Source organism: Pseudofrankia sp. DC12, assembly GCF_000966285.1.
Taxonomy (GTDB): domain Bacteria; phylum Actinomycetota; class Actinomycetes; order Frankiales; family Frankiaceae; genus Pseudofrankia.
On the sequence record NZ_KQ031391.1, the window covers coordinates 452,206 to 465,479 of the forward strand.

Consider the following 13,274-nt stretch of genomic DNA (forward strand, 5'->3'; position numbering starts at 1 on the left):
GCTGCCCCGCTCACCTAGATGGGTAGCGCCGCCTGCATCTCGGCACGCAGCTCCGGCGTGAGGAACTCGCCGACCCTGGTCACGAGGAGCGCCATCTCGTACGCGATGAGACCGATGTCCGCGCCGGGGCTCGACAGGATCGCCATACACGCGCCGTCACCGACGGCCGTGACGAACAGGAAGCCCTGCTCCATCTCGACGATGGTCTGCCGGACGCTGCCCCCGCCGAAGAAACGCCCCGCGCCGCGGGCCAGGCTGTTGAAGCCCGACGCGACGGCGGCCAGCTGGTCCGCCGTTGCCCGGTCCATTCCCGCCGACGTGGCGAGCAGCAGACCATCCGAGGAAAGCGCGATCGCGTAGGTGACCTCAGGCACCTTCTTCACGAGGTTGTTGAGCAGCCAGCTCATGTTCTCGGACGGCCCAACCGGGCTCATCAGGTCACCTTCCTCTGATCGTCACCGTCACTGGAACCCTGTCCGTCCGCCAGGCCACGACCGAAGTTGGACTGGAAGGACGACATCATCGACCGGATCTCCTCCGGAGAACGCGGCCCGGCCACGACCGACGGCGGCCGGGCGGGCTGCGGGCTGTCCCGGCGCAGTTCGGGCGCCAGGTTGGCCCGCCGCATCCGGCGCGGCAGCCCGACCTCGGTCGTCGGCGCGGCCGGGGCCGGCCGCGGCCGGGCTGGGCCGCCGGGCGCGTAGCCGCCCGCCGGCGTGACCGGGCCGAACCCGTCCGCGCGTGGCGGCGGGGCATCGGCGCCCGGCTGCTGGTGGCGCGGGGAGGTCCGGCTCGGCAGGTCCAGCCCGAACCGCGACTCGGGCGAGCCGGTCACTGGGTTCCGCGGCGGGGTCACGGGCGCGCTGTAGGCGGTGGTCGGAGTCGAGTAGGAGGTCGGGGCCTCGGGACCCGAGGCCAGCGGGCCCAGCAGCGGGTCCTCGCCAGCCGCCGGCGGGGCGATCTGCCGCCGCGGCCGGTCGGCGATGAACCAGCTGGACCGGACGGTGGCGAACACCGGCAGGTCGTCGAGCAGCGGCTCGTCGTCGCCCGCGCGCGGCGGCGTCACGCCGAACATGGCCCGCGGGCCCATGTCCTCCAGGCCCAGCGGCGGGACCGGCGGGGCCGGGTCGGTCAGCCGCGGTGGGGCCGGCAGGTCGTCCGGGGACAAGGTGCCCGCGGCGGCGGGCAGCGCGAGGGCTCCGGTCGGGGGGCCCGAGCGGGTGCCGAAGCCGGTGGTCGGCGGGTCGACGTCGTCGTCGGCCAGCCCGGCGCCCAGCGACGGCCCCGGCGGCAGGGCGAGTATCGGCCCACCGAAGTCGATCGGCTCGGTGTCGGTGGCGACCGGGCGCCCACCGACCGCGGCGAACTCGCGGGAGGCATCGGGGCCGGACGGGACGGCCGGCGCCACGTCGGTCGGGGTGTCGTTCTCCGCGGCCCGCAGCAGCGGGCCCGGGATCAGGACGATCGCCATCGTGCCGCCGTACGGCGACGTCCGCAGGCGGACCTTGATGCTGTGCCGCTCGGCCAGGCGGCCGACGACGAACAGGCCGAGCCGCTCGGAGGTGGTCAGGTCGAACGGCGGCGGGTTCTCCAGCCGGTCGTTGAGGGCCTTGAACTCGGCCGGGTTCATCCCCAGGCCGCGGTCCTCGATCTCGATCGCGAAGCCGTTCGAGACCTCGTGGCCCGTGACGTGCACGGGGGTGTGCGGCGGCGAGAACGAGGTGGCGTTCTCGATCAGCTCAGCGAGCATGTGGATCACGTCACCGACGGCGTGGCCGCTGATCGCGCCACCGCCGACCGGCAGGACCTTCACCCGGGTGTAGTCCTCGACCTCGGCGACGGCACCGCGCACGACGTCCTTGATCGGGACGGGCCGCCGCCAGCCACGGGCGGGCTTGGAGCCCGACAGGACGATGAGGTCCTCGGCGTGGCGGCGCATCCGGGTCGCCAGGTGGTCGAGGCGGAAGAGCTCCTCGAGCTCGTCCGGGTCGGTCTCCTTGCGCTCCAGGGCGTCGATGACCTTCAGCTGGCGGTGGATCAGCGCCTGGCTGCGGCGGGCGAGGTTGAGGAACGTGTCACCGATGCTCTTGCGCATCGCGGCCTGCTCGACCGCGGTGCGCACGGCGACCTGGTGCACGGTGCCGAACGCCTCGGCGAGCTGCCCGATCTCGTCGCGGGTTGTCGCGGGCACCGGGAACGTCTCGGCGTCGAGGTCGACCGGCTCGCCCTTGTGGAGCCGCTCGACGACCTCGGGCAGCCGGTGGTCGGCGACCTCCAGCGCCCCCTCCCGCAGCCGGCGCAGCTGGCGGATCATGGGGCTGGCCACCAGCAGCGAGATCAGCACCGACAGCAGCAGGATCAGCGCCACCGCGAGGCTGGAGACCAACGAGTCCTTGACGGCCTTGCTGGAGATCTGGCTCGACGTGGCCACGAGGTCCTCGGAGACCCGGGTCTCGACGTCGTGCATCTTCGCGATCATCAGCTGCGAGGCGGTCGACCAGTCCCCGATGTTGACGTTGGGCGCCTGGCCGCTCTGCTTCGCGGCCAGCATGTCGTCGCGCATCGAGCCGACCCGCTCGATCAGCGAGTTCGGGTTCGTGTCCAGACCGACGGCGTCCGTGAGGTACTGCTTCTGCGCCGGGCTCGCGGTGGCCTGGTACTGCTGCAGCCACGCGGTCTCCTGGCCGACCTCGATGCGGGTCTGCTCCAGCGCGCTGCTGTCATTGAGGAACAGCACCCGGTTGATACCGCCGGTCTGCTGGGACAGCGCTTCCTTCGCCTGGCTGATCGCGACGAGCGTGCTCACGCCGTAGACGACCGCCGTGTCCTTGCTGCCCGACGCGACCTCGCCGTCGAGGCCCAGCAGCGCGGCGACCAGCGGGTCCCAGTACGCTACGTCACCGTTGAGGTCCATCTGCTGCCGGTCGATCGCGTCCCGGTGCGCCTTGAGCTTGGCGAGAATGCCGTCGACGTTCGTGAGCTGGCCACCGAGGGCGGCGCGAGCGGTGCCGGGCAGCTTCGCCTCACTGACGCGGAAGGCCCCGAGCGCGGCGTCGACCTGGGGGCGGGCCGCCTTCATCACCGCGGGCGGGCCGGCATAGTGGGACGCGGTGACGGTGTGAGACCCGAGACGCTCGTTCTGGATGTCGTTGACCAGGCTGTTCACCTCAACCGAGAACGCGGCCAGCGCCTTCGTCCGCTGCGCTTCCTGTACTCGGTTGACGTTCCCCCGCACCTGTATCGCGCTGAGCACGGCAAGGGCGACCAAGGGGACGATGAGAATTACCACCAGCTTCGTTCGGATGGGCCAGTTCTGGAGCATCCGGTCCTCTCGTCCGACGCCCGCGGTCAGGGCGCCTTGGCTACGGGGGTGGCCTGTGGGGCGAGTGGGCGGGTAAACGGCGGGCCGCACCGGCCGGGTATCCGCGCTCTGGCCCCACCGGGCAGCGTGAGCCGCCGAGGGGACCACGGTTTCCCCTCGGTCCCCTGTCCGCCCCCTTTGCCCGGAAGGTAGAGGGCAACTCTACTGACCCCTCGCATCCAAGGGATGACGGGGGATCGGCAAGTGGCCACGGGGCGCACGGCAGTTGTCTCAATCGCATCGGTGAGACAACACCGTAGGCCGGCCGTTTTGCCGCCGATGACCTGTCGTCACACCGCGTAGCCCCCGCGCGGCGACCCACCACCCGCCATCGAGGCGCCGCCGAGAGACCCCTTCGGGCCCGGCCTGAACGAAACAGACCGGCAGGTCGAACAACGCGACGGAATGACAGGCGCGCACCTCTTCATGCCGGGTTCCGGCGGCGTCGGCGCCAAACCCATCGAGCACAACCGATTCATATTCGGAGTAATCTGCGTCACGTCGCATCCCCGCTCGACGCCCGTCGCGATAGTGCTTTCTGGCATACGGCGGTAACCATCGGGAAACAGCGCCCCAAGGCTCCCGCGGAGACTCACGCACCGGCTCACCGCCCGCCTCCCGAGCTCTCCTTGGGGCGATTACCGCCGGCCCGGGATCCCCGCTGTCGCGCCGGCCGCCCGCACCCCGCTCACGCCGCTCCAGGCACTGGCCACGCGTCCGCGACGCACCTGCGCGCCGGTGACCGCGAGGCTGGCGGCGGGCCAGTGAGCACCGCGTCGGGGGGCGGGCCAGCGGGCACCGGGCGGGGTCCGCCCGGGCCGGGCCGAGCCGCTCAGGCAGTGACCATTGGCCCAGATTACATAACATATATTCTTCAGCCACCACCGATCGAGCCATCGCGACGAAGCGGAGAGCAGGATGACCACCACCGACCGCACTGGCGTCGACGGTTCGACCGCGGACGAAGCGCCGCCGCCGACCATCCCGGCCGTCCTGGACCGAGCCGCCCGCCGCTGGCCGTCCGATGAGGCGCTGGTCGACGGCGCCGTCCGGCTCACCTTCGGCCAGCTCGCCGAGGCCGCCGACGAGGCGGCCCGCGCGCTCGTCGCCGGCGGCGTCGAGCCCGGCGACCGGGTCTCCATCTGGGCGCCGAACGGCTACCGCTGGATGGTGGCCGCGCTCGGCATCTACCGGGCCGGCGCGACCCTGGTGCCGGTGAACAGCCGGTTCAAGGCCGGCGAGGCCGCGGGTCTGCTGCGCGCCACCGGCGCGCGAGTCCTGTTCACCGTCACCGACTTCCTCGCGACGGACTACGCCGCGGCGATCCTCGCCGAGCCGGACCTGCCCGCCCTCGGCGAGGTCGTGGTGCTCGACGGCCCGGTGAGCGAGGCCGCCACCGCCTGGTCGGACTTCGCAGCCCGCGCCGCCGCCGTCCCGGCCGAGGTGACCGCGGCGCGCGCGGCGGCGCTCACCGGCACCGACGTCAGCGACATCATCTTCACCTCGGGGACCACCGGGAAGCCGAAGGGCGCGATGCTCGCCCACGGCCCCTCGACCCGGCTCTACTCCGCCTGGGCCGACGTCATCGGCCTCGGCCACGGCGACCGCTACCTGCTCGTCTACCCGTTCTTCCACACTGCCGGGCTGAAGGCCGGCCTCCTCGCGAGCCTGCTGGTCGGCGCGGCCCTGGTCCCGTACCCCGTGTTCGACGTTCCGGCGGTGATGCGCCTGGTCGAGGACGAGAAGATCACCATGCTGCCGGGGCCGCCGGCGGTGTACCAGACGATTCTGAACAGCGACCTGACCGGCTATGACCTGTCGAGCTGGCGGCTCGCCGTCACCGGCGCGGCGGCCGTGCCGGCCGAGCTCGTCCGGCGGCTGCGCGCGGACCTGGGCCTGCGGACCGTCGTCACCGGCTACGGGCTGACGGAGACGACGGGGACCGTCGCCATGTGCCGGCACACCGACGGCCCCGAGCTGGTCTCCCGCACCTCCGGCCGGGCGCTGGAGGGGATCGAGGTCCGTGTCGTCGACGACGCGGGCACCGAGGTGCCGCGCGGCGAGCCCGGCGAGATCGTCGTACGCGGCTTCAACATCATGAAGGGCTACCTGGACAGCCCCGCCGCGACGGCCGAGACCATCGACGCCGACGGCTGGCTGAAGACCGGCGACATCGGCGTGATGGACGACGGCGGGAACATCGCGATCACCGACCGCAAGAAGGACATGTTCATCGTCGGCGGCTTCAACGCCTACCCGGCGGAGATCGAGAGCATGCTGGCCGAGCACCCGGCCATCGCCCAGGTCGCCGTCGTGGGCGTCCCGGACGCCCGGCTCGGCGAGGTCGGCATGGCCTACGTCCTCCCGCGCACCGGCCAGCCACGGCCGACCCCCGCCGAGATCATCGCCTGGTCACGCGACCGGATGGCGAACTTCAAGGCGCCGCGGTACGTCGAGATCGTCGACGCCCTGCCGCTGAACGCGACCGGCAAGGTCGTCCGCTACGAGCTGCGCGACCGCGCTGCCGCGGCCGTCCCTCCAGCCTGACCCGGCCGGCGGGCACCGCGACGTCCCAGGTGGCGGTACCGCGCCGCCCGGGCGGACGATGAGGTCTGCCGTGCACCGGGGGGGACGGGATGGCCGACCAGACCGGCGGGGATTCGAGGCACACGCAGGCCGCGGGGCCGCGCACGTGGCCGGCCACCGGCCCGGGGCCTTACGGCGTCGAACGCACCGACCTCGACGACCATGACCCGTACGGGCGGCCCGACGGCCACCCCGTCGGAGAAGGACCCGCGACCGGCGCGGCCATGCCGGACCCCTACCCCGCCGAGCGCCCCCATCCGGCGGATCGCCCCACTCCGCGGGCACACCCACACCGGGCGGATCACCCGCATCTGGCCGACCTGGCCGGGCGCGCGGACCGGGCCGCCGGCCGGGCCTGGTCCTGGTTCGCGAAGCTCGCCGACCAGGCGACCGCCCACCAGACCACCACCCAGGGCCCGGTGCAGTCGCCCCCGGCCGTCCCACCACACCCGCCTGGCGACGCCGGGACGCCGCGCGGCCCCGGGACGCGGCCCAGGGCGGGGACACCGAACGGGGCGGGGACGCCGCGAGAGGTGGGGACGCCGAACGGGACGGGAACCCCGAACGGGACGGGGACGCCGCGAGAGGTGGGATCCCCGCACGGCGCCGGGACGACCCTCGGGGCCGGCTCGCGGGTCACGGAGGCGCCCGGCGGCGGTCCCGGGCGCTACGTCGATCTCGCTCCCCCGAACGGCATCACCGTCGACCGGGTGGCTCCGCCGGCGACGGCCCGGCCGGCCGCCGCCCCGCCGCGCCCGCCGGAAGCGCTGGTCGGCGAGCTGCCGCGTGAGGACGTCGACGCCGGGCCGTCGGCCCCGCGGCCCGTCCGCCCGACGGTCGGGTACGCGCTGCACGGCGGCGCGGCCGACGCGCACCGGCTGGCGGCCCAGGCGCGGGCGCTGGAGCCGGGCACGGTGGCCTTCCTGACCAGCCTGGGCCTGCGCCCCGGCTGGCGCTGCCTGGACGTCGGCTGCGGCCACGGCCAGGTCAGCATCCTGCTGGCCGGCCGGGTGCGCCCGGGCGGCCAGGTGATCGGCATCGACGCGAACCCGGCGTCGCTCGCCGTGGCCCGGCACAACGCGGCCCGGGTCGGCGCCCGGATCGCCTGGATGAACGCGGACGCCAGCTGGCTGCCGGTCGCCCGAGGCGGCTTCGACCTGGCCTACAGCCGGCTGCTGCTCGGCCACCTGGCCGAGCCCGTGGAGACGCTGCGCGCGATGACCGCCGCGGTCCGCCCCGGCGGGGTGGTCGCCGTCGAGGACATCTACTTCGGCTTCGCCGCCGGCGCCGGCACGGCCCTCGCGAACCCGGCCGTCGCCGAGTTCATCGACCTGCTGTCGATGACCATCCGCGTCCGCGGCGGCGACCCGATGATCGGGCCCCGGCTGCCGGCGCTGCTGACGGCGGCCGGGCTGGTGGACGTGACGGTCGACGTCACGACCTCGCCGCTGCCCGGCGACCCGTCGGGCCGGCTCGTCGAGGAGGCGCTGGAGGCCACCCACGGCACAGCGCTGGCCACCGGGCTGGTCACCTCCGAACGGCTGGACGAGCTCCGTCGGGCGCTGGGCGCGCTGTCCCCCGGCGAGCTCGCCGGGGCGACCGGAGCGGCCCGCCTCTACCAGGTCGCCGGCCACCGCCCGGTCCACCCGCACCACGGCTGACCAGAGGACCGGCCCGGGTCCGCCCCGCTCTCCCGGGAAGAGGGCGGGGGCCGCGGATCGCCCGTCAGGCCGGTCGAGCACGGGTCACCGTCCGGGGGCTCGACCTTGACGACGTCTGCGCCCCAGTCCGCGAGGATCTCCCCGATCAGTGGCCCGGCCAGGTAGGAGGACAGGTCGACGACCCGCAGGCCCGCCAGCGGCAGCCGGCCCGCGCTGCGCCCGGACGACCTCCGCGCCGAGGTCGGCGAGCAGCATCCCGGCGATCCGGCCCGCCCGCGTCACGGACGCCTCCAGCACCCGCACCCCGGCGAGCGCGGCAACCCGCTCCCCCACCGCCGCCCCGTCGCCCTGGCCTGCCGCCACCGCCACCATGCGCCACCGTCCTCGGCTCCGTGCCTGGTACCGGCTCTGCTCTTGGTACCGGCACCGCTCTTGCTACCGGCTCTGCTCTTGGTACCGGCACCGCTCTTGGTACCGGCACTGTTCGTATCAACGGACGTCAGGCCAGGCACCCGAAAGCGCCGGGCGGACTGGATCGCCCGCCCGGGCGGCCCGACCGGCCCCGCCAGGGAACACGCGGCCGGCGGGCAGGCCGGCCGCAGGCCCACGGGTCGGGTTATCCCCAGTAGGGATTGGTGGGCCAGCGCGATCGTCCCGGCCGCCAAACCGATCTACGGTCGAACAGACGTCCCGGGCAGCGGGACTTTGCGGCGCACGACGCGCCGGTCGACGGCGAGAACAGCGGGACGCGAACGAGATGACGACGCGACCAGGTCCAGGGCGGGCGCCGGCCCCCGCGGGCGCGAGACGCTCCCGGGCAGCCGGGGCAGGGGGGTGTGCCCGATGAACACGCTCGGCACGGCGCTGCGGGCGACGTTCGGACGGCGGGCCTGGCTGACGACGATGCTCGCCGCCCAGACGACGCTGCTGGGGACGCTCAGCTTCGCCCTCGTGCTCACGTTCGTCGTCGCCGGCGCGTCCACCGTGTGGCTCATGCCGGTCGGGCTGCCGCTGCTGTGGCTGGCGCTCGCGCTGGCCCACCAGTTCGCGCGGTTCGAGTCCTGGCGGTGCAGGGCCTACCTGGGTGAGCCGTTGCCGCTGCGCCTGGTGCCGCCTGGCGCGTCGCCCGGCTCCGGCTGGCTCGGCCGGGCCTGGTCGCGGATGTGGGCCCGGCTGCGCACCGGCGGCAGCTGGCTGGAGACCGTCTACGCGCTGTTCGTGCTGCCGTTGCTGGGCTGGGTGGGCGGCTGGGTGGTCGCGACGTTCTGGGGCGGCGCGATCGCCTTCCTGCTGTTCCCCGCCTACGGGCACCGGCTGGGCGGGCCCGACGAGGTGGTCGGCGTCGACCTCGGCTACGGCGGATCGGTCGCCGTGCACGTCGTCGTCGGCGTGCTGGCGCTGGTCGCGGCACCGTGGCTGGCCCAGGGGCTCGCGGCGCTGGAGCTCGCCATCGCCCGCCGGATGCTGTGCCCGCGCGGCTCCGAGGCGCTGGCCCGCCGGGTGGCGGACCTGGAGGCCAGCCGGGCCGGCATGGTCACCGCCGCGGCCGCCGAACGCCGCCGGATCGAGCGTGACCTGCACGACGGGGCCCAGCAGCGGCTCGTCTCCGTCGCGATGACGCTCGGGCGCGCGCAGGAGCGGTTCACGGCCGACCCCGACGGCACCCGCGGCCTGCTCGCCGAGGCGCACGCCGAGACCAAGCGCGCCCTCGTCGAACTGCGTGACCTCGCCCGAGGCCTGCACCCCGCGGTGCTCACCGACCGGGGCCTCGACGGGGCCCTCCCGGGCCTTGCCGCGCGCTGTCCCATACCGGTGACCCTGGACGTCGCGGTGGCACCCCGGCCGTCGGCCGAGGTCGAGGCCGTCGCCTACTTCTTCGTCGCCGAGGCGCTGACGAACATCGCCCGGCACGCCGCGGCGCAGACCGCCCGGATCGTCGCCCGCCGCGCCGGCGACCGGCTGGAGGTCGAGGTCAGCGACGACGGCGCGGGCGGCGCCAGTGAGGCTGGCGGCTCAGGCCTGTCCGGGCTGCGCGACCGGGCGCTGGCCGTCGACGGCACCTTCTCCGTCCACAGCGCGCCAGGGACGGGCACGACCCTGCGAGTGGACCTGCCATGCCAGAACTGAACCCGCCCACCACCGGTCCCGCCTCCGAGGGAGACAGCGCGATGGCCGACACCTCCACCGCGACGGCCGGCCACGGCCACGGCGGCGGCCCGGCCGCGGTCCGCTCGGCCGCCGGCTACCGGGGCGCCCGCGGCGTCCTGCTCGTCCTCGGGACGGTGCTGGCGCTGGGCCTCACCGCCCTCGCCGGAAGCCAGGCGCTGAACTGGACGACCGGCCGGGACAAGCACGACCAGCACGCCGTCCTGCCGGCGTCGATCACCCGGCTGGAGGTGAGCACGTCCAGCGGGAACGTGATTTTGACCGGCACGGACGGCGGGCCGGCCGTCGTCGACGCGCACCTGACCAGCACGATCCACGCGCCCAGCCTGCGTCTCGACGTCTCCGGTGGCACGGCGAAGGTGAGCGCGCGCTGCGGCCGGACCTTCACGCTCAGCTGCGGCGCCACCCTGCGGATCACCGTCCCGGCCGGCCTGACGGTGGTGGCGCACTCGTCGTCCGGTGACATCCGGGCGACCGGCCTGCGCGGTTCGCTCGACCTCGGCACGTCGTCCGGCAACGTCATCATCTCCGGCGGCTCCGGCACGGCCCGGCTGAGCACGTCGTCAGGCGACGTGCGCGCCGCCGGGCTGGCCGCCACGTCCGTGTACGCGCACTCGTCATCCGGCAACGTGTCGCTGCGGCTGACGGTCGTGCCCGACGACGTGACGGCGACGTCGTCAAGCGGCGACGTGCGGGTCGCGGTGCCGGACACCCAGCTGCCGTATCTGGTCACGGCGCACTCGTCGTCCGGCGACCGGACCATCGGGGTCCGCACCGACCCGACCGCCCCGCGCCAGATCACCGTGCGAACCAGCTCGGGCAACGTCTCAGTCGTCTACGGGCCCGAGAACCAGCGACCGTGACCGCCGGGTCACGCCGTTTCGGCGCGGCCGCCCGCCGGGAATGCCGGGCTCGTCCTGGGCGTCCGGCCCGCGGCCGCGCGGAATGCCGTCACACGGTGCCGCCGTCGTTTACGCGCGAATCAGGTTTTAGGGTCAGAGCTGTCGGATACAGGACACCGAAGAGGTTCGCCGCCCGGCGCGCATTGCGCACTACGATCCCCATACCGGCACCGGGTCGGGGGCGCGACACCGGAACCGGCCGCCGGCATTGTGCCCATGCACGGGACGCTGCTGGCCACTCCAAACGACGCGGGAAGTCCGTCCGCCTCTGGTGGCCCTGGAACGTATAGGTGGTCGGATGCCTGACGACCGCGGCTCGCAACACCAGGTAGACCCGGAAGTAGACCCGGAACAAAGAAACAGCGCGGCGCCACGGGAGGCCGCCCGTGCTCTCGACCGGTCGGCCATGGGCCGCCGGTTCTTCCTCGCCGATCCGCGCTCCCAGAGCGGGCCCGGCCGGGCACGCCTCGCCGAGATCGCGGCCGAGCTCGCCGACCCGGACGCCGCGGCGCGCTGGTACCGACGGCTCGGCCTCGAGGCGCTGGCCGCGATCGCGGCGCCGCACGTCCAGCTGACCGTGCTGCTGGCCGGGGAGCCGCCGGCGGGCGGCGCCGGCCGGCAGGCCCGCCAGCAGGTCCAGGCCGCCCTGGAGGGGCGTGGGCTCGGCTGGCTGTGCGACGACGGCGCGCGCGGCGACCACGCCGAACGCGCCTGGGACGCGCTCTACGCGGCCCACTACGGCGTCGACGACGCGGTGGCCCAGGTTGAGTGCCTGACCCAGGTGCTCGCGGTGTGCCGGCTCGCGGAGCTCGCCTACTCAGGCGCCGATCCGGGGCGGCGGGAGCTCGCCGACGCGGCCTCGGCCCGGCCGATGGTGCCGGCCGAGATCTACCGGCCGCAGCGCGGCCGCCGGCAGCGGCCACCCGACCAGGTCGTCCAGGCGGTCGCCATGCCGGTCGCGCGGGCCGAGCTCGACCGGGTCTCCCTGGACGGCGCGCTCGACCCGGCCGCCCTGCGGTCTGTTGCCGACGACACCTGACGGCCGCCGGTCCGAGGCCGGGCCGCCCGCGGCGGGGCGCGCGGTCAGGCGGGCAGGACGGCCGCCACCCCGGTGAGCAGGGCGCGACCGGCCACCGGGCTCGCGGCGAGGACGGCGTCCGCGGCGGTCTCGGCCGCGCCGCGCCGGCCGGTCGCCAGCAGGCAGAAGTCGACCACGTCGAGGCGGACCTCGGCGCCGGGCAGCTGTGCGCCGGCTGGCCCGTCGAGGGCCGCCTCGGGTACGGCCAGCGGTTCCCGGCCGGGGCCGACGAGCCACCGGCCGACGACCGCGGCGCCGCCCGTCCGGCCGCCGGCGGCCCGGCCGGCCGGGCCGACCCGGGTCAGGGTCAGTCTGAGCGGACCTAGGTCGCCGCCCGCGCCGTCCGGACCGCCGAGCCACCGCACCCGGCCGAGCGCAAGCCGGGTCGCCGCGTGCAGCTCGGCGGCGCGCAGCGGCGGCAGCCGGACCCCGGCCGCCGCGGCGATCGCCGCGCCGTCGAGCCAGGTGCCGAGCATCCGGCTGGTCAGGTGGTCCTCGACGGGCGCGGTCCAGCCGAAAACGTCGACCGGGGTCCGGGCCGCCTCCGGTTCACGCCCGGCGAGCCAGGCGCACAGCCCGCGCGCGCCCTCGTGCCAGGTGCGCCACAGCAGCACCGGCGGCCAGAAGACGGGGGGCCAGAACACGGCCGGCCAGTAGGCGGCCGGGCGGACCGCGGGCGCGCCGACCGCGGGCCCCTCAGGGCGACCACCGCCAGTCGGGCCGCCGGCCCGCGGGCCGGGCGCGGCGGCGGGGCTGGCTGAGGCGATCCCCTCGGCGGCCGGACCGGAGCCGGCCTGGGCCAGCGCGCCGGCGACGGGGATGCCGATCGCCGCCGCCAGGGCGGCGTCCAGACCGGCCAGGCGGGCGACCACCTCGCGCGGGGTGCGGCCGTCGTGACCGGTCGGCCGGTCCCAGTCGAGCACGCTCAACTCGGCGAGCACCCGGTCCACCGTCGCCGTCCAGGCCGCGAACGGCGCCGCGTAGGGCGGGGTGGCGGCGGCCGCCGGGCGGTAGGCGAGCGCCGTGGCGAGCAGTTCGACCCGCGGGTCCGCGCCGTCGTCGTCCAGCGGTCCGGCCGGCCCGGTGAGCAGGCCGCGGAGGCGGGGCCGCGGCCGGCGGGCCGGGCCGGGCCCACGGGTCTCGACGTGCCGGGCACCGCGGGCGGGCTGCTCGGCGACGTACTGGCGGGTCGCAGCGGCCAACGCGGCGGCGAGTTCGTCGTCCTCGGCCGGGAAGCGCAACGGGTGCTCCCACAGCCGGGCCAGCACCGACCGCACGGCGGCGGCCCGGTCCGCGTCGGGGTGGCCGGCGGCGGCCGCGAGCAGGGCCGCGGAGAACCTGGTGTAGGCGTCGGCGAGCGCGGTCGGGTCACCCGTGGCGAGCCGGCCGGACAGCCGGGCGGCGCCGGCCCCGGCCAGCAGCGGCGGGCCCGCCGGGACCGCCGCGAGCCGGGAGTCGGTCGTCGCCACGGGCGCAGTGTCGCACGCGGGGGCGCGCCGATCCCCCAGCCTTCGTGATCC

10 protein-coding genes are annotated in these 13,274 nt (G+C 75.3%); 5 read left to right on the forward strand and 5 right to left on the reverse strand.

Translation table 11 applies throughout. The features are described from left to right. Positions 1 to 14: 14 nt before the first annotated feature. Together FRADC12_RS01850 and FRADC12_RS01855 are read right to left on the reverse strand one after the other, a co-directional pair. The gene (locus FRADC12_RS01850) at positions 15 to 434 is read right to left on the reverse strand and encodes a roadblock/LC7 domain-containing protein (RefSeq protein WP_013425869.1); all 420 of its coding nucleotides are present in this window, start codon (positions 432 to 434) and stop codon (positions 15 to 17) included. Continuing rightward, positions 434 to 3,322 (reverse strand): sensor histidine kinase, encoded by a 2,889-nt coding sequence (locus FRADC12_RS01855; RefSeq protein ID WP_045875303.1) that lies wholly within the window; start codon positions 3,320 to 3,322, stop codon positions 434 to 436. Before FRADC12_RS01855 ends, FRADC12_RS01850 begins: the two co-directional genes overlap by 1 nt. A 957-nt stretch (positions 3,323 to 4,279) precedes the next feature. Between FRADC12_RS01855 and FRADC12_RS01860 the strand changes: the two genes are divergently transcribed. Further along, the gene (locus tag FRADC12_RS01860; RefSeq protein WP_045875304.1) at positions 4,280 to 5,908 is read left to right on the forward strand and encodes a FadD3 family acyl-CoA ligase; all 1,629 of its coding nucleotides are present in this window, start codon (positions 4,280 to 4,282) and stop codon (positions 5,906 to 5,908) included. An 89-nt stretch (positions 5,909 to 5,997) separates the two neighbouring features. Then, on the forward strand, positions 5,998 to 7,608 hold the full coding sequence (locus FRADC12_RS28000) for a methyltransferase domain-containing protein (protein WP_052710633.1): 1,611 nt from the start codon (positions 5,998 to 6,000) through the stop codon (positions 7,606 to 7,608). Here FRADC12_RS28000 and FRADC12_RS34745 read toward each other — a convergent pair. Then, complete coding sequence (locus tag FRADC12_RS34745; protein WP_502685301.1) at positions 7,563 to 7,811, reverse strand: CoA transferase; 249 nt, start codon at positions 7,809 to 7,811, stop codon at positions 7,563 to 7,565. The two genes, FRADC12_RS28000 and FRADC12_RS34745, sit on opposite strands and share 46 nt — an antisense overlap. Next, positions 7,693 to 7,980, reverse strand: coding sequence for a CoA transferase (locus tag FRADC12_RS34750; RefSeq protein ID WP_283215112.1), 288 nt, complete (start codon positions 7,978 to 7,980; stop codon positions 7,693 to 7,695). Before FRADC12_RS34750 ends, FRADC12_RS34745 begins: the two co-directional genes overlap by 119 nt. Before the next feature lie 471 nt (positions 7,981 to 8,451). Between FRADC12_RS34750 and FRADC12_RS01870 the strand changes: the two genes are divergently transcribed. The 3 genes from FRADC12_RS01870 (at position 8,452) to FRADC12_RS01880 (ending at position 11,715) form a co-directional block, all read left to right on the forward strand. Beyond that, the gene (locus tag FRADC12_RS01870; protein ID WP_045875305.1) at positions 8,452 to 9,735 is read left to right on the forward strand and encodes a sensor histidine kinase; all 1,284 of its coding nucleotides are present in this window, start codon (positions 8,452 to 8,454) and stop codon (positions 9,733 to 9,735) included. Positions 9,736 to 9,776: 41 nt separating this feature from the next. Beyond that, positions 9,777 to 10,637, forward strand: a complete 861-nt coding sequence (locus tag FRADC12_RS01875) for a DUF4097 family beta strand repeat-containing protein (protein ID WP_232303548.1) — start codon at positions 9,777 to 9,779, stop codon at positions 10,635 to 10,637. Positions 10,638 to 10,974: 337 nt separating this feature from the next. Then, on the forward strand, positions 10,975 to 11,715 hold the full coding sequence (locus FRADC12_RS01880; protein ID WP_045875307.1) for a hypothetical protein: 741 nt from the start codon (positions 10,975 to 10,977) through the stop codon (positions 11,713 to 11,715). 44 nt (positions 11,716 to 11,759) lie between these two features. On the opposite strand, the gene FRADC12_RS01885 is transcribed toward FRADC12_RS01880, so the two are convergent. Next, complete coding sequence (locus tag FRADC12_RS01885) at positions 11,760 to 13,223, reverse strand: hypothetical protein (RefSeq protein ID WP_045875308.1); 1,464 nt, start codon at positions 13,221 to 13,223, stop codon at positions 11,760 to 11,762. Positions 13,224 to 13,274: the final 51 nt, after the last annotated feature.